This is a genomic window from Colwellia sp. SU-HH01217 (genome assembly GCF_057543495.1).
Genome location: NZ_BAAJLX010000003.1, coordinates 192,574 through 215,322 on the forward strand (window position 1 = coordinate 192,574; position 22,749 = coordinate 215,322).

Sequence of the window (22,749 nt, forward strand, 5' to 3'; positions counted from 1 at the left end):
TCAATAGAATATGAGTCAGTATTGAATTAAATTGAAATAATTAGGGTTATAAAATGAAAGTGTTAGTAACAGGTGGTGCAGGTTATATTGGCTCTCATACGGTATTGTGTTTATTGGAAAACAACATACAAGTAGTCGTTTTTGATAATTTAGTTAATTCAAGCATCGCTTCTTTAAAGCGAGTAGAACAACTGACCAATAAAAAGGTTGAGTTTGTTCAAGGTGATATTCGTGACTCTGAAGCGCTTGAGTCCGTTTTTAATCAACATGATATTTCATCAGTTATCCATTTTGCTGCTTTAAAAGCCGTCGGAGAGTCTAGCAGTATTCCCCTCACCTATTATCAAAATAATGTTTACGGCGCTGTTAATTTGTTAGAGACAATGGCGAAATATAAAGTACATAACTTTATATTTAGTTCTTCTGCAACTGTTTACGGTGAAGATAATGACGTGCCTTATATTGAAACAATGAAATTAGGCACACCAAGCAGTCCTTATGGGGCGAGTAAAGTCATGGTTGAGCGGGTAATGGCAGATTATGCCAATGCCGACGATCAATTTAGAGGCATTTCATTGCGTTATTTTAACCCTATTGGCGCACATGAAAGTGGTGAAATAGGTGAAGATCCAACAGGAATTCCCAACAATTTACTCCCCTATTTAGCACAAGTTGCTGTTGGTAAAAGAGAAAGTTTACAAGTTTTTGGTGATGATTATCCGACAAAAGATGGTAGTTGTGAACGTGACTATTTACATGTTATGGATCTAGCTGAAGGCCATTTATGTGCACTGAATTGGCTACACGAAAATACAAAGTTTAAAGGGGTAGAAGCATTTAATCTAGGCACTGGAAACGGAACATCTGTGTTTTCAATTATAGAAGCTTTTGAAGATGCAACGTCTAAGAAAATTCCTTTTAATGTAGCACCGCGAAGAACAGGCGATTTACCTGCTTTTTGGGCAAATGCAAGTAAAGCAAATAGTGAATTAAAATGGCAAACTAAACGAAACTTAACACAAATGATGGTTGATACTTGGCATTGGCAATCTAAAAACCCTAATGGTTATAATTAAACATGGCTAACATTGAAGTTATCACATTAATAAACAGTAACGGTATGTCAGTAACGCTTTGTAATTTAGGCGCACGCATCACATCTATTAAGCTCCCTATAGCAGGCATACCAACAGAGTTAACTGTTGGTTATACGCAAGTTAATGACTATTATCACGATAGTTATTATTTAGGGGCAACTTGTGGACGGGTATGTAACAGAATCAGTAATGCTGAGTTTCAATTAAATGGCAAGCGCTATCAACTTCCTAAAAATGATGGTAATAACTGTTTACATGGTGGGATTGATAATTTTGCTAATATTCTGTGGGAGATAGATAAAAAATCGTTAACGCAAAATAAAGTCACATTAACGTTAACCTCTTGTGATGGTTCTCAAGGCTTTCCTGGAAATTTACGTGTGGGTGTCGATGTTGAGTTAACTGATAATAATCAAGTCATTATACAGTATCACGGTGTTTGTGATGCACCTACCCCTATTAACCTTACAAATCATACCTACTTTAATTTAGGTGAGAGTACTTGTGAGTCGTTATTACTAACAATGAATGCTTCAAACTACTTAGAAACAAATACATCAAATACACCGACAGGAAAAATACTTCCTGTTGAAGACACTGTGTTTGAATTTAACAATGAAAACTGTATAGGAAAGAAGCAACAATTACTCATTAATAATGATAAATATCAAAGCCAAGGGTTTGATCACTGTATGGTAATTGACACGCCAAAATTGAGCAGTCCATGTGCTGAACTTATATCAACAACTAACGGAATTAAGATGAGCGTTTTTACCGACCAACCTGCCCTTCAATTTTATACAGGTTCGTATTTAAGCGATCAATTTATCCGTTATCAAGGTGTTTGTCTTGAAGCTCAAGGTTTTCCTGACGCTATTAACTTTAATCACTTTCCCTCCATTGTTTTAGAAACAGGGACATCGTATCAAAAGCGCATTGTATATCAATTCGACTACCTAAAATGATAAGAACTAAAGTCAGGAATAAAGTCAGAAATAAATACCAGTAAAGATATATTAACCTTACATTTAAGGGAGTAATATATATTCCTACCCACCGTATAACGAATTAGTCGCCTTATAAGGTACGGGTATGATATATTTATATACATAATTTTCACTTGGAAGACGTTTTTCTTGAAGCAACTTTTATCATTGCCAAAAATATTTACGTTTATAAGTATTGTTATTTGTTTTGGCTCTTTTTATAGCGGTGCAGTTTACAGCATGCATGTTAAAGAACAGGTAAACAAAACACCAATTCTTTGGTTAGTTGAAGATAAAGTAGAAAACATCGATTTATTATCTAAAAAATCGCCAGAATCCTCAACGGCCTCTTACATTGAAAACTTAGTTATTCAACAATTAACACAATATAATGTCCAAGTTCAGCGGATGACGTCTTCTAGAATAAACCGAATACTGAGTACCCATGATAATGTCTGTGTTGCTAATAGAGGAAATACGCTCGAGCGCAGACAATATTCTCTTTTTTCTGATCCACAAAGTTTTTATTTAACGCATAAGCTTTATCGATTTAATAAAAAATCATCATTACCTAAGCAATTATTTAATACCAAGGGAGAAATAAAAAGTCTTCCTGATCTATTTAAAGTATTGCCTACTAAAACGATTGGTATCGCCAAAGATGTATCCCTAGGGACTTTTTTTGATCAAAAAATAAAAGAAATTTCTCCCAATAATATCTACTACCGAGGAGGAACTCATAGAGTGGTTGCAATGGAATCGATGTTATTTAAGTCCAGAGTCGATTTTTTACTTGCCTTACCTGTCGATATAACACCTGAACCTGAACAAAAGAAGCTTCTCGAACAATATACCATTGCTGGAGCGCCCCCCTACCTTATCGCTCACTTTAATTGTTCAAAAAGCGAAACAGGACAAGAAATTATCAAAGATATTAATAAGATATTGGCAAAACTGTATCAGTCGGAAGATTATTTCCAAGCACATAAAAGATGGTTTTCTGATCAACAATTAGCTGATTTACAATTATTTTTAGCACAAAAATTCCCTAATAATCGTTATATCAACTCTATAAAGTAGTCAAATCACCTTAAATTAAACTCCCTTCCCAAAGTATATAATCATCAAATAATAAAATATTTTCTTCTTTAATTATTGATAGTAAATTCCATCTTTTTTCAAAAATAACAACATGGAAAATAATTAATTGTTAACCATTTACAAAGTTGATTAATGTAAATTCAAATGTTATAACAAACATCAATAAAAAATTAACAGTGATATTAAAAGCATGGATAACAATATTTCTCGACGCTCAGCTTTAAAGTTTGTGGCTGCTGGAGTAGCTGCTACCAGTATTAGCAGTTGTATAAATACACCCAAAGATGAGCATTTACCAAGGCTAAAAAGTGGCTTAAAACCTGTTAAGGATAACTGGGATAATACACATGATCGGGTCTGGCTAGGTGGGGAGTTTTGGGCTAATCCGATGGAAGATTGGCATGTTAACTCTGGTGGTGCTGAATGTTTATCACGCGGTGGAAATCGTAGTATTCATTCTTTAACGCACCAACTGGTCGACTTAACAAAGACGTTTGACGTTTCTGTTGTTGTACAACGTTTAGATCAAAAAAATAATGATGGTGGTGCTGGTATCCGTTTAGGGGCGAAAAGTGAGTTAAACGATGTTAAAAGTAACTGTTTTATTCAAAATGGTTACGATATGGGTCTCTTAAATAATACTCTTGTTTTAGGTAACCAAAAAGTTCAACTTTCTGAAAACTTAACGGATCACGCTGTTTTATTGCATGTCACTGCCAAACCTCAGTTAGGCGCTATATTATTAACATTAACCGCTAGAATTACTGCAACGGATAAAGTTATTGGTAGTTTAACGCATCTTGTACCTGCTGATGAACTTGAGGGTAATATAGCTTTAGTAAGTAACTTTGCTATTGAGTCTTTAGAACAGCAAGATCCACCTGAAAATAAATTAGGTTGTCGATATCGGTTTAGTCAATGGGTAATGCAAGGTGAAGCATTTTCAGTTGATGAAACACAAAAGTTTGGTCCAATCCTTTGGTCTATGTATTCTTTAAGTGACTCTCGCACCAGTGAAGATTTTGTCATGAAGCTGAGTGCTTATATAGGTCCTATTGGGTTACAAGATAATCAAATTGTTGACTTACAAATTAAAAAGGACAATCAATGGTTAACCATTGGTAGTAAAAAAATTAATCATGTTGATTTGATTGTCACTTTTAGAATTCCAAGTTGGAATGAGAAGCAAGATACCCCATTTAGAGTTGTTTATCTTGAAAAGCATAAAGACTAAGATAAAAGTGCTGCTTTATTTTACTTAAGTATAGGTTTAAATAGTATTTTTAATGTATTTTGTAGACAATAAATTATAAAACAATTGTAACTTTTGTCTTTCACGATAAAATGAATCTATGCAAATGAAAAAGGGAACACAATGAAAGCAACCAAACCTAATAGAATTTTATCCGTAAAAGATCAAATAGCAGATCAAATACGCTCCGATATTATTTCAGGAGATTTAGCCCCAAATACTAAATTAAATGAAAAAGAAATGGCCGAGCGATTTGATGTTTCTAGAGGACCAATTAGAGACGTTATTTTACAGTTAAGTAAAGAAGGTTTGCTTATATCAAAAAATAATTGTGGTGCATCGGTCAATAGCATTCTTGAGCCTAAACTACAAAAGTTAATGATTAAACTTCGCAGAGATATTGAAGTGTATGCTATTGAGCAGTTAAAAAATAAACTAACGGCCAATGAATTTACTGAACTTGATGCCCTGCTAACTGAGCTGCAAAGTGCCTTCGACAGACAAGATGATACTGAAGTCATTAAAACAGATATTGCTTTTCATAAGTATTTAATACATAAAGCGGGCGGCGACGAACTAGTTAACCTTTGGTACCCTTACGTAATGAGAATGCGTTTAAACTACAAACGAATCACCTCAAGTACTGAATGTGTTGCAGAGCATAGTTTAATTGTTAATGCGTTAAAAGAGTCAAACATTAGCGCTGCAAGCAAAGCAATAAAATCTAATATAAAATAAAATAAAATATATTCAGTATAAGAAATGACTAAATTGTCATAGCGTTGCTTTTTTCACTTAAAGCTCTTTTACCTAAGGTATTGGTTAAACTACAAATCCGTGGCCAACTTTACTTGACCACTTAACTCGTATAAGAACTATAACCTTTCGATTAAAGTGGTTGATTAGTAAGAAAGTAGCAATACCTATGTGGAATGTAATCATGCCTTGGAAATGTTTTCAACGTTGTAACCTAGGTTATGATTGCCTTCCATGTAACACGTCATACATAAATAGCGATATTTACACAAACAGTTGCTATTTATCAGTCCTATCTATCGGTAAAACCTACCGTTTATATCTTCTATTAATCATAATGTTCCCTTAAACTTAGCTATGCATAATAAAAGTAGAGTTAGTCACCAAAATCTCTAACACTAGCTTAAGATATAATTCAGACAATTCGTCTCTAAATTAAAAATAAGTTGAGCAAAATGAAATTAAACTGTGACTTAGGCGAAAGCTACGGAATTTGGCAGTTAGGTCAAGATGATAAATTAATGCCACACATTGATATGGCTAATATAGCGTGCGGCTTTCATGCTGGCGATCCAAGTGTTATTAAAAATACCCTATTATTAGCGAAAAAATATCAAACATCTGTAGGAGCACACCCTAGTTATCCTGATAAAGCAGGTTTTGGTCGTCGTTCTATGCAATGTTCTGATAGTGAAATCATCGACTTTATGCATTATCAGATTGCCGCACTTGATGGCATGGCAAAAAATCTGGATATATCGATAAGCTATGTTAAACCTCATGGCGCTTTATATAACGACATGATGAATGACAACAAAGTTACTAACGCGATTTTTGAAACCATAAGTCAATACCATCGACCTTTAAAACTAATGTTATTAGCTACTCCTGATCAAAAAACATATCAAGATAAAGCAAAACAATACGGTATTGAGTTGATATTTGAAGCTTTTGCCGATCGACGTTATACGCCAAGTGGACATTTGCTATCTCGTAACCACCCACAAGCGTTACTTAACAAACAAGAAATTATTGAACAAGTAGAAAGCTTAATAGCCAATAAAGTCGTTATCAGTCAATCTGGCGAACCATTAGCTTTACATGCAGACTCACTATGTGTTCATGGTGATAACACTGAAGCGATTAATGTGATTAAACAACTAAAATTATTATGCAACAATTAATGCCCTATCCTCGTGTCGAAGTGGCAGGTGAAGATGCGTTAATTATTTACCTATCCGATACAGCTGGTCATAGTTTAAGCAAAAAAATTTCCCAGCTCAAAACAATACTCGAAGAAGAACTCAATGACTGTCTGGTTGAATTAATTCCATCATATGTTTCGTTACTAGTTATTTTCGATCCCTTAACAAGCGATTATTTCGCTGTGAAAGAGATCATTTCTCGTCACTTGTCTTTAGAGTTAAATGACCAATTTGCTCATAACAATATCATCGAAATTCCGGTTTATTACTCAATAGAAAGTGGGCCTGACTTAACAAACATTGCGCAAAACACAGGTTTAAGTATTGAAGAAGTGATTAACATCCATCAAGAAAGCACTTATCAAGTTTATGCTATAGGTTTTGCTCCCGGCTTTGCCTTTTTAGGTGAAGTGGACTCACGAATTGCCATGCCTAGATTGAGTACGCCTAGAAAGAAAGTTCCTAAAGGATCAGTAGCTATTGCCGATCAACAAACCGCCATTTACCCTGAAAGTTCTCCCGGTGGTTGGAATTTAATTGGCTTATGCCCACTGACACTTTTTGATCCGAGTACAAAACCTTATATCCCATATCAGGTCGGTGATAGCGTTAAATTTACTGCTATTTCCAAAGCACAATTTTTACAGCTCGGGGGGAAATTATGAGTGGCCAATCAGAAAATTATTTTTCCGTAATAGCACCTGGAATGCTCAGCACCTACCAAGACTCAGGTCGCTTTGGCCAAGCAAATTTAGGCTTAACAACAGGTGGCCCGGCTGATAAAAAAGCTTTTCATTGGGCAAATAAACTAGTTAATAACCCAATAAACACCCCATCACTTGAGATTAGTTTTGGTGGATTACAACTTATTGCACATGCTGCAACGACGTTCACTGTTACGGGTGCAAATGCCCCTTTAACCATTAATGGTAAAACTAAAGAGCTTTGGCAGAGCCATAGAGTTTCAGCTGGTGATAAGATTGACTTAGGATTTGCCACAAAAGGTTGTAGGCTTTATCTGGCAGTAGCAGGAGGCTTTTTAGTTCGCCCTCAATTTGGCAGTGTCTCTACCGTGCTTAGAGAAAAAGTTGGCGGTATTGATGGTGGTGCCATTGAAGCTAAACAATCCCTTTATTTTGCTCACTCATTAAAAATTCCTTTGTATCGATTGGCTGACAAGGACATACCCACTTACTCTGACTCATCAACACTGAGAGTCATTACAGGTTATCAACAGCCACTCTTTGATCCTTACGAGATAACCAAATTCTTCGCTAATGAATATCAAGTAAGCAGCCAGTGTGACCGAATGGGTTATCGTCTCAATGGAGCCCCCGTATTATCTACTATTAGTACAATGTATTCTGAAGGTATTTGTAAAGGAGCGATTCAAATTCCACCTGATGGGCAACCTATAGTTTTATCAAATGATAGGCAAACCATAGGAGGCTATCCAAAAATTGGCTCTGTGCTTTCTCTGGATCTGGATCATTTAATGCAATCTAATCAAGGAAATAAACTAAGGTTCGAAGCTATTTCAATACATTTAGCCCATAACTTGCTGCATTTAGCTCATGCAAAAGACAACCACACCACATTAATAAAAGTGACGGACTAAATAAGCACAATAAGTATTGAATATTCACAAAACGAGCGTGGTTTAAAAAGTGTCAGCTATCTATTTATAATTATATGCATGTCCAAACGAAAAAGGCCGATTCATTCAGAATCGGCCTTTTAAAATCTTTTTGTATATATTTAGTGGTGCGGTTGGGGGGACTTGAACCCCCACGACCTAAGTCACCAGCCCCTCAAGCTGGCGCGTCTACCAATTCCGCCACAACCGCGCAATACTAAATTATACTATCTACTATTTTTGTTAACTTTTTAAGAGGAAGTTAACTAGTTTGGAACGTCGCTATCACTTGCTTGGTTTGTATCATCACCCGCTGGTACATCAGTATTTTCGATGATTGCAGATTCTGCATTTTCATCAGCAGGGATTGCATCAACAGTAATTTGTTCTGTTGGTACAGCTAAGTTATTCCATTCGTCAACTTGTTTTGTTTTGTTTGCAGTTAAGTTACCTAATAATAAACTAATTGCGAAAAAACCAACGGCTAACCAAGTTGTCATTTTTGTTAAGAAGTTACCAGAACCACTTGAGCCAAAAATTGTTGCTGAAGAGCCAGCGCCAAATGATGCGCCCATATCAGCACCTTTACCTTGTTGGATTAATACCAAACCAATCAAACATAAAGCAATGATCAAATAAATAACAATTAAGATTTCATACAACATTTTTACTTTCCTTTAGCGGCTGAACAAATTGCTTTGAACTGTTCAACCTTTAAGCTTGCACCGCCAATTAAACCACCGTCTATATCAGCTTGTGCGAATAATTCTTCACAGTTGAGCGCATTAACGCTACCACCGTATAACAAAGGCACTTTACTCGCGACAGTTTCACTTGCATTTGACAAGTATTGACGAATAAATTTATGTGTCTCTTGTGCCATCTCGCTTGATGCTGTTTTTCCTGTGCCTATAGCCCAAACGGGTTCATAGGCGATTACAACATCAATAAATTTTTCTATGCCTACAACATCAATAACAGGCTGTAACTGTGAGGCTAAAACCGTTTCTGTTTGCTCTGTAGCACGTTCAGATTCGCTCTCTCCTATACATAATATAGGTGTTAGTCCTGCTTGTAGAGCTGCACTAACTTTATCAGCAATTTGTGTAGAAGTTTCATGATAATAACTTCTGCGTTCTGAGTGACCTATAATAACAAAATTTACAGCTAATTCCTGCAACATTTGTGTAGAAATCTCACCGGTAAATGCACCGTTATTATGTTCACTAACGTTTTGAGCGCCGAGCTGAATCGCTTTATTAAGCCCTTCAGTTTGTGCTTTAACAGCAAATGCTGATAAATAAGGAGAACTCGGACAAATTACAACGTCTACATTATTTTGTAGTTTTACATCTGTTAAACCAGAAATGATTGAATTAACTAGTGCTAAATCACCATTCATTTTCCAGTTAGCTGCAACAATTGAGCGTCGAGCCATACAATATCCCCTATCCACTTTTCAATTGATTGTAAAATGAAGCCGCGAGATATTAACCAACCTGAGATTAACTTACAAGTAATTATGTTCAATTCAATTGATTATCAGTTAATTTTTTTTACAGACGCTGCTTTTTTATACATAACCAAGATTATTACATGACAACTACATTTTTTGGCTTTTCGTTTGTGCTAAATTTCAACGTAAACACTATTCTATTATTATGTAATTAGCTCGCAGTAAAATCCTTTTATCATATGCACACTATTATTCCAACTACCCCAAACTACCATAAAATCGATTTAGCAATAACTGAAGGTTTATTTTAGTCTATTTAGTCAAAATAAAAGGGCAATAGATATCTATTGCCCTTTTATGCGAAAAGTATGCGAAAAGAAAATAACCTCGTATAACTACTCAATAGTTAGTAATAAAGTTTGTGGCGTAAACCCTTTAGCTGTTGCTGTTACTTTCACCTGATTCGCTGTTCTATTTGACTGGATTATCGCAAGCGTTCGCCCTTTGGCCGTAGTAATGCTTTTTGATTGAAAGTCTTGAATATTATCCGCAGCTCCATTATCAACCCCTAACCATCTTGCATCACCTTGGACTTGGAAAGTAATTAAAGTATTTTCAGTTTTAACTGCCCGCCCTTTCGCATCATGCAACTGCACAACTAAATGAGCAACATCATAGCCATCTGCGTTTAAATTTACTTTATCAGCGGTTAAGCTAAAACCGACTGCTTTCTCTGTTGTTTCAACCTTTGCTTGTATTTCTCTTCCTTTAAAACCTGTTTTCGCGGTTAATGTGCCTGATTGAAAAGGCACTACCCAACGGAAAATGCGATCGGGGGCTTCAGACATACTTCGATAACCTAAAGATTCGCCATTTAAAAAAAGTTCAACAATAGAATGATTTGAGGTCACTTCAACCAACACCAATTCACCTTCATCATAATTCCAATGCATATTAGAATTACGCCACTTATAGCTGTTATTATCTTTTGCTAATGCAAGGCCTGATAGTTCATCTTTATCAAAGCCTGATAGCTTAAGTGGCAATGTCCCCAAAGAAATATGAGGCTCATTGAGCCAAACACTTTTAAAGTAATTCCACCCCTGTACTTTAAAGCCTGCTAAATCGAGCATATCGCCCCAACCACTTTTATGAGGCCACTTTTTGTGTCGCTCTCCCATGTAGTCAATACCTGTCCACATAAACTGACTAAACACACCTGGGTGCTCTAACACTTGCTTCCAATCATCCCATGTTCCAGGATTTTCACTTATGGTGACTTGCTTTTCGGGGAAGTGAGTTTGTGCCCAAGGAATAACACTATTTCGATAGCTATAACCAGCAATGTCTATCGCATCAGCATAACCACTTACATGACTAACCTGCGGTAAAATAAGGTTAGCGGTTGTTGGCCGTGTAGTATCAAGTGCTTTTACCCATTGGTTAAGTTTTAATGCAGTATCGGCAAGTACATATTCACCTTTGGTTGACTCTTGATATCTTTTTTTCAATTCTTCTGGCGTGAATTTTGGCGCAGCTCCCCAAAAACTGTTATCGACTTTCATAGGATCATCTAGATCTTGCCAAAATCCTGTAATATAACGGTAATGCACATAAGTCCATTCGATTTCGTTACCAATACTCCACATAAATACACTCGGATGATTTCTATCACGTAGCATGGTATTGGTTAAATCGGCTTTTGCCCATTTTTGAAAGTGCTCAACATATCCTTTAGTCACTTCATCGTCATGGCGTTCGTGATAATTTAAACGCTTGTCTTTTGCGTAGTCAAATTCATCAAAAAATTCATTTTGTACTAAAATGCCCATTTCATCACATAAGTCTAAAAACTCTTGTGAAAATGGATTGTGAGTCGTTCTAATTGCATTTAAACCCGCATCTTTTAACGCTTGAATACGACGTCGCCACACTTCTTTAGGAACCGCAGCACCAACTAAACCACCATCATGATGTAATGAGACGCCTTTAATTAAGGTAGGTTTATCATTAAGATAAAAGCCTTTTTTAGCCTCAAAGTGCAATCGTCGAATACCAAAAGGTGTGGTATAGGTATCAACAGCTACACCTGATTTTACAAGGGTTGTTACCACTTGATACATAGCAGGGTTGTCGGTATCCCATAAAATTGGATCTGATACAGTTATCGATTGTTTAAAAGCTTTATTCCCTTTGGCTTTTATACGTGACTTGTCCATTTTCGTGGCAACTAACTTACCATTGCTATCGAAAATTTGACTTTTTAAGACAAACGATGCTCTGTTTGGGTGTTCATTTTCAACTTGTATTTCGAGATTAATTAAGGCTTCAGTGTCAGATATATCAGGGGTGGTGACAAACGTTCCCCAAACCGGAATGTGCAATTTATCAACAGTAATTAATGTTACATTGCGATAAATACCACTACCGGTATACCACCGACTGTCCCCATGCCTTGAGTGGTCAACATGCACCGTGAGAATGTTATCTGAACCATCAGTTTTTAGGTGGGGAGTTAAATTAAAATAAACAGGAGAATAACCATAAGGATTCTCACCAAGCAACTGACCATTTAGCCAAAACGTTGCATTGTTATACACACCATCAAATAGAATATAGCTTGATTGGACTTTAGGGTCGCTGGGTGTTTTAAAATGCTTTTGGTAAATGCCAACACCACCTGGTAAATAACCTGTTGCTCCTTCTAACGACTCTTTAAATGAATGTTCTACACTCCAATCATGGGGTAAACGAATGTTACGCCAGTTTTTATCGTCAAGGGGAAGTCGCTCAGGTAATTGGTTGTTACCCACCAAGGTGAACCGCCAATCAAAATTGAAATCTGTTTCACGGTCAGTACTTATCGCTTGTACATTACTGCAAAACAGCAAACTCAATAACACCAGTTTACAAATTTTTATCACTTTCACTGTGCCTACTCCATACGTTTAATGTCGTGGTTTTGTTTATTTGGTAAGTTGTATTTTGTTAACATTTAAACATATTTAAAATAATAAATGCAACTAATCAAAAAATTTGAATGTTAAAGGTAACATCGGGTAAACGGTGCTTTGACGTCGTAAAAAGAAAAAGCCATTCAATCCTTAGAATTTTTCAGGATTGAATGGCTTTATAATGAGGAAGTAATTTATATGAAAGTATTAGGGTCTATTGATCTTTCGTGGTTGAATTTTGTTCAAGATAAAAGCGTTTTAATCGCAGCAAAAAACAACTAGAAAGTTCAACAGCCCCTAGCTTGCTAGTTTAACTGCCTCGGCTATATCATTAGCTAATAAGGTGACTTCATCTAAATCTGGCCCTTCAACCATAACGCGAATTAATGGCTCAGTGCCTGATTTTCTTAACAACACTCTCCCTCTGCCCTTTAATACTTCATTAACATGAGCAACACTGTCTAATACACTAGCAGCATTAATGGGATCAGAGTCACCTTTAAATCGTACGTTAACAAGAACTTGTGGCAGCTTTGTCATTCCTTGGCGCAGTTCGTGTAACGATTTTTCAGTACCACATACTGCGGTTAATACATTCAAGGCAGCAATAATACCATCACCCGTAGATGTGTGATTTAAGTTAATGACGTGACCCGAGTTTTCCGCGCCTAAATGCCAACCTTTTTCCGATAGCATTTCCATGACATATCTATCGCCAACATTACTTCTAGCAAAAGGTACGCCTAAGTCGGCTAAGGCTAATTCTAAGCCCATATTACTCATTAGTGTACCAACAACACCACCGTGCATGTTGCCCGTTTTTAAATCATTACATGCGATAATGTAAACGACTTCATCACCATCAATAACATATCCGGTATGGTCAACCATCATTAACCTATCGCCATCGCCATCTAAAGCAATACCAAGATCAGCTTTATGTTCAACCACTGCTGCAGCAATAGTATCCATCGAAGTTGCGCCACAGTTCTCATTAATATTTACTCCGTTAGGTGAAGCGCCAACTTCTATAACGGTTGCGCCTAGCTCAGAAAACACTTTAGGAGCAATATGATAAGTTGCGCCATTAGCGCAATCGACAACAATTTTTAAACCACTTAATGACAACTGGCTTGGAAAATTACTTTTACAAAATTCAATATATCGTCCAGCCGCATCTTCGATACGGGTGGCTTTACCTAAATGGGCAGACTCAACACAGCCCATTTCTTTATCAAGTTCAGCTTCAATTGCTGTTTCTACATCATCGCCAAGTTTATGACCTGTTTGCGAGAAAAACTTAATTCCATTGTCATAAAACGGGTTATGTGAAGCACTAATAACAATTCCAGCTTCGGCACGAAACGTTTTGGTTAAATAAGCAATGCCTGGTGTTGGCATAGGGCCTAGTAAACCAATATTAATACCGGCAGCAGAAAAACCTGCTTCAAGGGCTGATTCAAGCATGTAGCCAGAAATCCGTGTATCTTTGCCTATTAACACTTTTTTTGTTCCTTGAGCTGCCATCACTTTTCCTGCAGCGTACCCTAGTTTCATAACAAAGCTTGGGGTAATCGGATATTCGCCCACTAAGCCACGAATCCCATCTGTTCCAAAATATTTTCTTTCTGACATTTTTTATTCCTTTACATTGAGTAAGTTCAACGCTATTAGCGACAAGAACTGACTTTTTTTAATACTTTAAGTGCATCTACAGTTTCTTTTACATCATGCACGCGGATAATTTTTGCACCTTGTTGTGCGGCAATAATAGCAGTTGTTAAACTGCCAGCTAAACGCTCATCAGTTTGTCTATTTAATAAATTACCTATCATCGACTTTCGAGATAAACCGGCTAAAAGAGGCAATTGTAATGTGTGAAACTTTTCCATTTGCGCTAATAATTGGTAGTTTTGATCTAGGGTTTTACCAAAACCAAACCCAGGATCTAATAATAAACGGCGCTTTATTATTCCTGCATTTTCACAAGCCATTATACGTGCTTCAAAAAATTGTTGAATATCTTTAATTAAATCATCATAGCTAGGCGATACCTGCATAGTGCGCGGTAAACCTTGCATGTGCATTAAACATATCGCAACATTAGATTGTGCAACCGCTGATAAACAGCCCTCATTTTGTAATGCTCGAACATCATTTATCATTCCTGCATCATGTTCAATAGCTTCTTTCATAACATTAGCTTTGCTAGTATCAATAGAAACTATCACATTAAAGCGTTGTTTAATGGCTTTTAACACAGGTATAACACGCGCTATTTCATCTTTTTCTGAGACATCTTTTGCCCCAGGACGAGTAGACTCTCCACCAATATCAATAATAGAAGCACCTGCGCTTATCATCTGCTCTGCTTGTGCTAGCGATTGATCAATTCGAGTAAAATTTCCTCCATCTGAAAACGAATCAGGCGTCACATTTAATATGCCCATTACGCATGGTTTATCAAGAGACAAAATTTCATTATTACAGGTTAAATTAACTGGCAAATTAGATACTCTATTTTATCAAGGTTTTTATAAAAGAAAGCCCCAATACTAGTCAGTATTAGGGCTGATAAGTTTTTAATAAAAAAACTTAGCTTGCAGGCATATCAGAAGGTTTATTAACATCTGTTTTTGGCTGCTCATCGCTTTTTGCTTTTGGCGGAGTTTTATCATCTTTATCTGACTTTAAATCATGTATGTCAGTAGGTGGACGAACATCGCGTCTAGCCATTAAATCATCAATTTGAAGTGCATCAATTGTTTCATAAAGCATTAATGCATCTTTCATTGCATGTAATATATCCAGATTATCTTTGATCATCTGTTCTGCACGTTCATAGTTACGATTAACAAAGTCTTTCACTTCCATATCAATCGCTTTGGCAGTCTCATCTGACATGTGCATTGATTTAGATGAACTTCTACCTAAGAAAACTTCACCTTCTTCTTCTGCGTATAACATTGGACCCATTTTTTCAGATAAGCCCCATTGAGTTACCATTTTACGAGCTATTTCAGTAGCACGTTCAATATCGTTTGACGCACCCGTTGATACTTTATGTGCACCGTAGATAACTTCCTCAGCAATACGGCCACCATATAATGAAGATATACGACTTTCTAAGTGCTCTTTAGAATGACTAAATCTGTCTTGCTCTGGTAAATACATAGTCACACCTAAAGCACGACCGCGCGGAATAATACTCACTTTATACACAGGATCATGATCTGGTACTAAACGACCAACAATAGCATGTCCAGCTTCATGGTAAGCAGTCATTTCTTTTTCAGCTTCGTCCATTACCATTGAACGACGCTCAGAGCCCATCATGATTTTATCTTTAGCTTGATCAAATTCAGCCATTCCAACAACACGACGCGAGCTTCTTGCTGCGAATAAAGCTGCTTCATTAACTAAGTTAGCTAAATCTGCTCCTGAGAATCCAGGCGTACCACGTGCAATTAAAGAGGCTTGAACATCATCGCCAAGTGGCACTTTACGCATGTGTACTTTAAGAATTTGCTCACGACCACGAATATCAGGTAAACCAACAGTAACTTGGCGATCAAAACGACCCGGACGAAGTAATGCAGGATCTAATACATCAGGGCGGTTAGTTGCAGCAATTACAATAACGCCTTCGTTACCTTCAAAACCATCCATTTCTACTAACATTTGGTTAAGGGTTTGCTCACGTTCATCGTGTCCACCACCAAGGCCTGCACCACGTTGACGACCTACCGCATCAATCTCATCGATAAAAATGATACAAGGTGCAGATTTTTTCGCTTGTTCAAACATATCACGTACACGTGAAGCACCTACACCAACGAACATTTCAACAAAGTCTGAACCTGAAATTGTGAAAAATGGTACTTTCGCTTCACCAGCAATCGCTTTTGCTAATAATGTTTTACCTGTACCCGGTTGTCCTACTAATAAAACACCAGAAGGAATACGTCCTCCCAGTTTTTGGAACTTTGTTGGCTCTTTTAAATAATCAACTAATTCAGACACTTCTTCTTTTGCTTCATCACAACCTGCAACGTCAGTAAATGTGGTTTGAATTTGATCTTCACCTAATAGGCGTGCTTTTGATTTACCAAAAGACATAGCACCTTTACCACCGCCTCCTTGCATTTGACGCATGAAGAAAATCCATACACCAATAAGTAAGATCATTGGGAACCAAGAAATAAATATCGTCGTTAAAAAGCTAGTCTCTTCAGGTAATTCACCTGTAGCTTTTACGCCTTGCTTGACTAAATCATTGATTAAGTCGCGATCATAAGCGCCAGGTATTACCGTAACATAGCTTTCACCACTACGTTTTGTCCCTTTGATTACGCCATCTCTGCCAACACTTGCATCTCGAATTTGTCCTTGACGAACATCTTGGATGAATCTTGTGTAGTCTAATTGCTGATCATTTGCAGTATTAGGAGTAAAACTCTGAAATACCGACATCAACACTACTGCAATGACTAACCATAAAATAAGATTTTTTGCCATATCACTCAACTTAAACAACCTCTTGATATTTGTAACCTTGCTATTTTTAGCTAAAAGTTACGTGAATAAAGTGTATAAAAAATGGATAATCCATTCCTTTGCCATAATCCAAATTACACTGGAGTACACCTAACGCCTAATTTACTACAATTTGAAGCCAGTAGCTACCAGATAAACCTCTCGAGATCTTGCTCTTGAAGATTCAGGCTTTCTTGTTTTTACTACGCTAAAAGCTGCGCGGACATCTTTCATAAACTGTTCGAAGCCATCCCCTTGAAAAACTTTAACCACAAAAGCGCCATTTTTCTTTAACACGTCATTACACATATCTAAGGCTAATTCCACCAAATACATACTACGTGCTGAATCTGCAGATTCGTTACCTGTCATATTAGCGGCCATATCAGACATAACAACATCAATATTTCTGCCATCAATACGCGTTAATAAAGCATTTAAAACAGCTTCTTCTCTGAAGTCTCCTTCGAGAAAATCGACACCTGCAATAGAGTCCATAGGTAAAATATCGCAAGCAATTACCTGCCCTTTTTCACCCACAGCCTTTACGGCATACTCAGACCAACCACCAGGAGCAGCTCCAAGATCAACCACTTTCATGCCCGGTTTGATCAACTTATCTTTATTATTTATTTCTTCAATTTTAAACACTGCACGGGATCGCAAACCTAATTTCTGAGCTTTTTTAACAAACTCATCATCAAAGTGCTCTTGCATCCATTTAGTGCTGCTATTAGATAATTTCTTTTTAGCCATTGTTTATACTGTACTCAGTTCAGACTTAAATAGTAATTATTATTAGTTAAACAAGATATCTGTCAAAAAATAAACATTTAAGTGCTTTATATTAGTATTACAAACTAGATAAGGGTAAAATAGTCTTAATTCAAGCTAACTTGTAACGAAAATTGTTAATGACTTTAAATAAAAAACAAATTCAACACTTAAAAGGTGTTGCACATCCTCTTAAACCTGTTGTTTTATTAGGAAATAATGGCTTAACTGAAGCCGTAGTCGCTGAAATTGATTATGCACTTAATCATCATGAATTGATTAAAGTAAAAATACCTACTGATGATAGAGAAAACAAAGCACTAATTGTTGAAGCTATTTGTCGTGAAACTAACGCAACAAAAGTTCAAGTGATTGGTAAAACTTTAGTAATCTATCGCCAATCGGCAGAAAAGAAAATACGTATCCCTAAACTTTAACCGTAAAACGTTAAAGGATTTAATTAAGTTATCTGTTGAGCAATTATTATCTCAATAGATAACTTAATAACCTACTCTATATATTCTTAGCATTTATTCTCCCCCAACCCCTTTGTACAATTACCTTAAATCAACTTCCACTCATGTATACATAATGATGTGACTAATTATTAATTTTTTATTACACGCTTTTATAAAGATGAATAACCACCCAACCCACCTTTAATTATTTAAACTGGAATAAAGTAAAAAAAGCATTCATTAAGCACTTGTAGTTTATTTGCTAGTGCTTTATTTCAAAAACGTTCAAACCTCACACAAAATCAGGCCATTTTAAAATCAATTACTTTTAAAGTGCTTTTTACTCTCTTAATCTGCCAATTTACTCTCCCTAGACACTTTAACTAAAAAACGTTTATTTTTACATATTCATTCATTAACTCAAGGTGTTGAATATATTGGTTTTTTTGATAAAATCCACATCGAAAATAATAGAAATGGAAGTCTATAATTATCAATGAATGGCAATACCTGCAAATTCATTAAAATTAAAGGGAAGTAGACCTTATCAACATTTCAGCTCCTAAATTTTCAATATCCCTTAAGGGGCTATTACGCTTTCGTGTTCACCATCAAAAACGAATTTGAAAGTAAATACGCCCTCGTTTAACAAAACTATAAATTTAAAAAAATATCAATATCAATCTATTTTAGGTCAAAAAATGTTTAAAAAATTAACTATCGCAACTGCAATAAGTAGCGCAATTTTATCATCTTACTTAACCGCTGAAGTTTTGCCTTCAGCACAAATGAATCTGCAAAACTCAACAGTAATCGGAACGAACAAAAGCCGTTTTATTGTTAAGTTTAAACAACTAAAACAATTACCATCACAACAATCTGCAAACGTGCGTGATACCCCTATTCACGAAAAGGGTGAAAGCCAGCTAGCATTCCAACGAACACTTGCCTCGGGCGATATTGTTGTTGAAGTAGAGAATTTTTCAACAATAGACAACTTACTTAAGGATCTATCTTTAAATGGTGACGTTATTTCTATTGAAGAAGATGAAGTTGTTTATAGTCATCACGTTCCTAATGATTACTATGCAAATAGTATGTATAGCATTGAAAATAGCAATAGAGGCATAAATGCTATAGCTGCTTGGGACTTATCTTACGGTGAAGACGTTAATGTCGCAATAATTGACACTGGATACACCGAACATCCTGATTATGCTGAACGTTCGATAAATGGATATGACATGATCAGTTACTTGTCACACTCCATTGATGGTAATGCAAGAGATAACGACGCACACGATCCAGGTACAGGTATAGGATGCGACAACAAAAGCAGTAATTGGCACGGCACTCATGTTGCAGGCATCATTGGCGCGTCAATCGATAATACTATTGGTGCTGTGGGTATTGCACCTAAAGCAAACCTTATCCATGTTAGGGCCTTGGGGAAATGCTCATCGGGTTATCGATCAGATATTATCGACAGCATCTATTGGGCTGCGGGAAAATCACTAGAAAATATACCGGTAAACCCCAACCCAGCAAAAGTTATTAATTTGAGTTTAGGCAGTCAGTCTTCATGTGGAAGTTATCAATCAGCTATCGACTATGCACGCTCTCAAGGTAGCACTGTGGTTGTGTCAGCAGGTAATAATAATGAAAGCGCAAATAATCAAGCCCCTGCCAATTGCAACGGTGTAATCGTAGTAGCAGCAAGTGATAATACAGGTGATAAAGCCAGTTATTCAAATTTCTCCATGTTAGGTGGTGCTGTTGATATCACTGCGCCAGGTAGCAGCATTATTGCACCTGTAAATTCAAGCAGTCTAGGCCCTGTTTCACCCGGATACGGGTATAAAAGCGGTACTAGCATGGCAGCACCTCAAGTGGCAGGTATTGTCGCGCTAATGCTAGAAAAAAATCCTTCGTTAACTCCCAATGAAATAGAACAAGTATTAAAGGATACTGCCGATCAATTTCTAGCAGGTACAACTTGTTATGAACAAGGCTTAATTTGTGGCTACGGCTTGGTAAATGCAGAATCTGCAATAAAAAAAGCCATATCGTTAGCAGCTCCGTCAGTGATAACACTCGATAATAATGTTCCCCTGAAAATATCAGGTGAAGAAGGTACTGAATCTGAGTTTAATGTTATTGTGCCAGAAGGGGCAGATCAAATTACAGTTTCAACCGATTCAGGCATTGGTGATGCAGATTTATATGTTAAACACGAAAGCCAAGCTTCATTAACTCATTATGATTGTCGACCATTTAAAACAGGGAATAATGAAATATGCCACTTAACAGAACATGGGCAATATTCCATAATGGTTCGCGGATACCAAAATTACAGCGATGTAAATTTAACCGCTAGTTTTAATGAGCCTGATAATAATTTAGGGACCGAGATCACCAATAATCAGGTTCAGTGGAGTTTATCAGGAGACTATCTTGAAGAATTATTGTTCTGGGCAGATATACCAGAAGGCGTCACTACATTTTGGGTGCAAACATGGAGTGGCAGTGGTGATGCCGATTTATGGGTTAAACAAGGAGCTGCGCCTACTGCTCAAGACAATGATTGCTATCAATCTACTGCGGGCAATGAGGAGACCTGTACTATATCATCTACGCCAGGCCGTTACTTTATTAAGGTGCGAGGTTACGATTCTTTTGAAAATGTTGCTTTGCGTATAATCTGGTAAAGATTACGCCAAACAATGCCACTAACTATTGTCATTATCTTCAACAATAGTTAGTGTTTTTTGCACCAGCTTGACCCGCCCAGACTTTACCAATGCTTCACGTAACACATATTCAATCTGCGCATTCACACTTCTTAACTCATCATCAGACCAACGCTGCATTGCAGCTAAAACATCTGGGTTAATACGAAGTGGAAAACTTTTTTTGGTGGCCAAAATAACTCCTCAATGATGAATTTTTTACAGTTTACTGGTAGATAGAGCCAGTGTTAATAATAGGTTGAGTACTATTGTCACTACAAAGTACAACGAGTAAATTACTAACCATTGATGCCTTACGTTCTTCATCTAGATTAACAATATCTTTTTCTGACAGTTGTTTAAGCGCCATTTCTACCATACCAACAGCTCCATCAACAATCATAGAACGTGCAGCAATAATGGCCGACGCTTGCTGTCTTTGTAACATAGCCTGAGCAATTTCAGGTGCGTAAGCAAGATGAGTAATACGTGCTTCATGAACTTTCACCCCTGCTTTACCTAACCGTTGTTGAATTTCAATTTTTAATGCCTCAGAAACTTCTTGAGGGTGACTTCTTAAAGAGATCTCTTCACTGCCGTGTTGATCGTATGGATAACTTACCGCCATATTTCTAAGTGCTGATTCGCTTTGAATATTAACGAAACTATTATAGTCATCAACTTCAAACATCGCTTCAGCAGTATCGTCTACTGACCAAACAACAACTGTAGCAATTTCAATAGGATTACCATGATTATCATTAACTTTCATTTGATTACTTTCAAAGTTTCGAATACGCAAAGATATGCTTTTTCTAATAAACAAAGGGATTGTCCAACGTAAGCCACTGAGCTTTACCGTCCCCACATAGCTACCAAATAAAGTCATGACTTTACCTTGGTTAGGCTGAACCATAAAAAAGCCAGATAAGATAAATACTCCTGTAACAATTAAGATAAAAAACAATGTATTGGGTTGTTGAGCAATAATTTGATTAACTATTAAAGCGCCTATAATGACGAGTAGCCCAAGCATTGTGTAACCACTTACCGAAAAGCCATTGGTTTCTTTTATTATTTTACTAGACATGATTTTCCCTTCTTCTACTATTCAATAATGACATCATTTTGATATCACTTTAATATAGTAAATATAACTGAAATTTAAAGTGTGTCAATTAACAAATAATAAATTGTTGGTTCACATGAAAAAACAAAATAAAAAAGCCTTAACTATTAAATAGTTAAGGCTTTAGCATGACAAAAATAATTTAAATTTGAGTTATTTATGCTCAACAGCAATAACTTCATACTCAACTACACCGCCTGGTGTGGTAATTTCAATTTCTGAATCAACCGTTTTACCAATTAACCCTCGAGCTATAGGTGAATTAACTGAAATTCGTCTTTGTTTAATATCAGCTTCATCATCACCAACAATTTGATAAGTTACTTCTTCTTCTGTATCAATATTTAATAAGGTAACGGTAACACCGAAAATAACTTTACCCGTATTGGTAATTTTAGTGATATCGATAACTTGAGCATTACCTAGCTTCCCTTCTATATCCTGAATACGCCCTTCACAAAAGCCTTGCTGCTCGCGAGCGGCATGGTATTCAGCATTCTCTTTTAAGTCACCATGCTCACGTGCTTCAGCAATAGAAGCGACAATTTCTGGACGTTTAACTGTTTTTAACTGGTGTAATTCGTCACGAAGTGCATCAGCACCATGCGATGTCATTGGGTATAAACTCATTTTTAATTAACCTTTTCCATTGTCGTTAAATAAACGATTACTTTACTACT

Annotated in this window: 20 protein-coding genes and 1 tRNA gene; 10 read left to right on the forward strand and 11 right to left on the reverse strand. The window is 36.6% G+C overall.

Features of this window, described 5'->3' with window-relative positions; genetic code table 11:
- Window positions 1–53 precede the first annotated feature (53 nt).
- The 8 genes from galE (at window position 54) to AC27G3_RS05845 (ending at window position 8,015) form a co-directional block, all read left to right on the forward strand.
- Window positions 54–1,076: a UDP-glucose 4-epimerase GalE gene (gene galE / locus AC27G3_RS05810; protein WP_487119651.1), complete on the forward strand. Its 1,023-nt coding sequence runs from the start codon at window positions 54–56 to the stop codon at window positions 1,074–1,076.
- A gap of 2 nt (window positions 1,077–1,078) precedes the next feature.
- Window positions 1,079–2,062, forward strand: a complete 984-nt coding sequence (locus tag AC27G3_RS05815; protein WP_487119653.1) for an aldose epimerase family protein — start codon at window positions 1,079–1,081, stop codon at window positions 2,060–2,062.
- A 171-nt stretch (window positions 2,063–2,233) separates the two neighbouring features.
- Window positions 2,234–3,163, forward strand: coding sequence for a transporter substrate-binding domain-containing protein (locus AC27G3_RS05820; protein WP_487119655.1), 930 nt, complete (start codon window positions 2,234–2,236; stop codon window positions 3,161–3,163).
- Between the two features lie 211 nt (window positions 3,164–3,374).
- Entirely contained in the window at window positions 3,375–4,418 is a 1,044-nt protein-coding gene (locus AC27G3_RS05825) for a hypothetical protein (protein ID WP_487119657.1), read from the forward strand.
- A 141-nt stretch (window positions 4,419–4,559) separates the two neighbouring features.
- Entirely contained in the window at window positions 4,560–5,174 is a 615-nt protein-coding gene (locus tag AC27G3_RS05830; protein ID WP_487119659.1) for a GntR family transcriptional regulator, read from the forward strand.
- 473 nt (window positions 5,175–5,647) lie between these two features.
- On the forward strand, window positions 5,648–6,376 hold the full coding sequence (locus AC27G3_RS05835; RefSeq protein ID WP_487119661.1) for a 5-oxoprolinase subunit PxpA: 729 nt from the start codon (window positions 5,648–5,650) through the stop codon (window positions 6,374–6,376).
- Complete coding sequence (gene pxpB, locus AC27G3_RS05840) at window positions 6,376–7,062, forward strand: 5-oxoprolinase subunit PxpB (protein WP_487119663.1); 687 nt, start codon at window positions 6,376–6,378, stop codon at window positions 7,060–7,062. Before AC27G3_RS05835 ends, pxpB begins: the two co-directional genes overlap by 1 nt.
- The gene (locus AC27G3_RS05845; protein ID WP_487119664.1) at window positions 7,059–8,015 is read left to right on the forward strand and encodes a 5-oxoprolinase subunit C family protein; all 957 of its coding nucleotides are present in this window, start codon (window positions 7,059–7,061) and stop codon (window positions 8,013–8,015) included. The genes pxpB and AC27G3_RS05845 overlap by 4 nt, the downstream gene beginning before the upstream one ends.
- A 144-nt stretch (window positions 8,016–8,159) precedes the next feature.
- On the opposite strand, the gene AC27G3_RS05850 is transcribed toward AC27G3_RS05845, so the two are convergent.
- From AC27G3_RS05850 to rlmE, 8 genes are all read right to left on the reverse strand, one after another.
- Window positions 8,160–8,244, reverse strand: a tRNA-Leu gene (locus tag AC27G3_RS05850).
- A 55-nt stretch (window positions 8,245–8,299) separates the two neighbouring features.
- The gene (secG, locus tag AC27G3_RS05855; RefSeq protein WP_487119666.1) at window positions 8,300–8,698 is read right to left on the reverse strand and encodes a preprotein translocase subunit SecG; all 399 of its coding nucleotides are present in this window, start codon (window positions 8,696–8,698) and stop codon (window positions 8,300–8,302) included.
- A 2-nt stretch (window positions 8,699–8,700) separates the two neighbouring features.
- A complete protein-coding gene (gene tpiA / locus AC27G3_RS05860; RefSeq protein ID WP_487119668.1) occupies window positions 8,701–9,471 on the reverse strand; it encodes a triose-phosphate isomerase in 771 nt (256 codons plus the stop codon).
- Window positions 9,472–9,884: 413 nt separating this feature from the next.
- Window positions 9,885–12,419 (reverse strand): glycoside hydrolase family 2 TIM barrel-domain containing protein, encoded by a 2,535-nt coding sequence (locus AC27G3_RS05865; protein ID WP_487119670.1) that lies wholly within the window; start codon window positions 12,417–12,419, stop codon window positions 9,885–9,887.
- Window positions 12,420–12,740: 321 nt separating this feature from the next.
- Window positions 12,741–14,078: a phosphoglucosamine mutase gene (gene glmM / locus AC27G3_RS05870; protein WP_487119672.1), complete on the reverse strand. Its 1,338-nt coding sequence runs from the start codon at window positions 14,076–14,078 to the stop codon at window positions 12,741–12,743.
- Window positions 14,079–14,113: 35 nt separating this feature from the next.
- Window positions 14,114–14,893 (reverse strand): dihydropteroate synthase, encoded by a 780-nt coding sequence (folP, locus tag AC27G3_RS05875; RefSeq protein WP_487119975.1) that lies wholly within the window; start codon window positions 14,891–14,893, stop codon window positions 14,114–14,116.
- Window positions 14,894–15,038: 145 nt separating this feature from the next.
- Window positions 15,039–16,961, reverse strand: a complete 1,923-nt coding sequence (gene ftsH, locus AC27G3_RS05880) for an ATP-dependent zinc metalloprotease FtsH (RefSeq protein ID WP_487119674.1) — start codon at window positions 16,959–16,961, stop codon at window positions 15,039–15,041.
- A 144-nt stretch (window positions 16,962–17,105) separates the two neighbouring features.
- Window positions 17,106–17,735 (reverse strand): 23S rRNA (uridine(2552)-2'-O)-methyltransferase RlmE, encoded by a 630-nt coding sequence (rlmE, locus tag AC27G3_RS05885; RefSeq protein WP_487119676.1) that lies wholly within the window; start codon window positions 17,733–17,735, stop codon window positions 17,106–17,108.
- Between the two features lie 158 nt (window positions 17,736–17,893).
- Here rlmE and yhbY point away from each other — a divergent pair, with 158 nt between their 5' ends.
- Together yhbY and AC27G3_RS05895 are read left to right on the forward strand one after the other, a co-directional pair.
- Window positions 17,894–18,190 (forward strand): ribosome assembly RNA-binding protein YhbY, encoded by a 297-nt coding sequence (yhbY, locus tag AC27G3_RS05890; protein WP_487119678.1) that lies wholly within the window; start codon window positions 17,894–17,896, stop codon window positions 18,188–18,190.
- A 722-nt stretch (window positions 18,191–18,912) separates the two neighbouring features.
- Window positions 18,913–20,919: a S8 family peptidase gene (locus AC27G3_RS05895; protein ID WP_487119679.1), complete on the forward strand. Its 2,007-nt coding sequence runs from the start codon at window positions 18,913–18,915 to the stop codon at window positions 20,917–20,919.
- Between the two features lie 21 nt (window positions 20,920–20,940).
- Here the strand turns inward: AC27G3_RS05895 and AC27G3_RS05900 are convergent, their stop codons facing one another.
- From AC27G3_RS05900 to greA, 3 genes are all read right to left on the reverse strand, one after another.
- Window positions 20,941–21,135 (reverse strand): type II toxin-antitoxin system antitoxin, encoded by a 195-nt coding sequence (locus AC27G3_RS05900; protein ID WP_487119681.1) that lies wholly within the window; start codon window positions 21,133–21,135, stop codon window positions 20,941–20,943.
- Between the two features lie 31 nt (window positions 21,136–21,166).
- Window positions 21,167–22,030, reverse strand: a complete 864-nt coding sequence (locus AC27G3_RS05905; RefSeq protein ID WP_487119683.1) for an SPFH domain-containing protein — start codon at window positions 22,028–22,030, stop codon at window positions 21,167–21,169.
- 192 nt (window positions 22,031–22,222) lie between these two features.
- Window positions 22,223–22,699, reverse strand: a complete 477-nt coding sequence (gene greA, locus AC27G3_RS05910; RefSeq protein ID WP_487119685.1) for a transcription elongation factor GreA — start codon at window positions 22,697–22,699, stop codon at window positions 22,223–22,225.
- Window positions 22,700–22,749 lie beyond the last annotated feature (50 nt).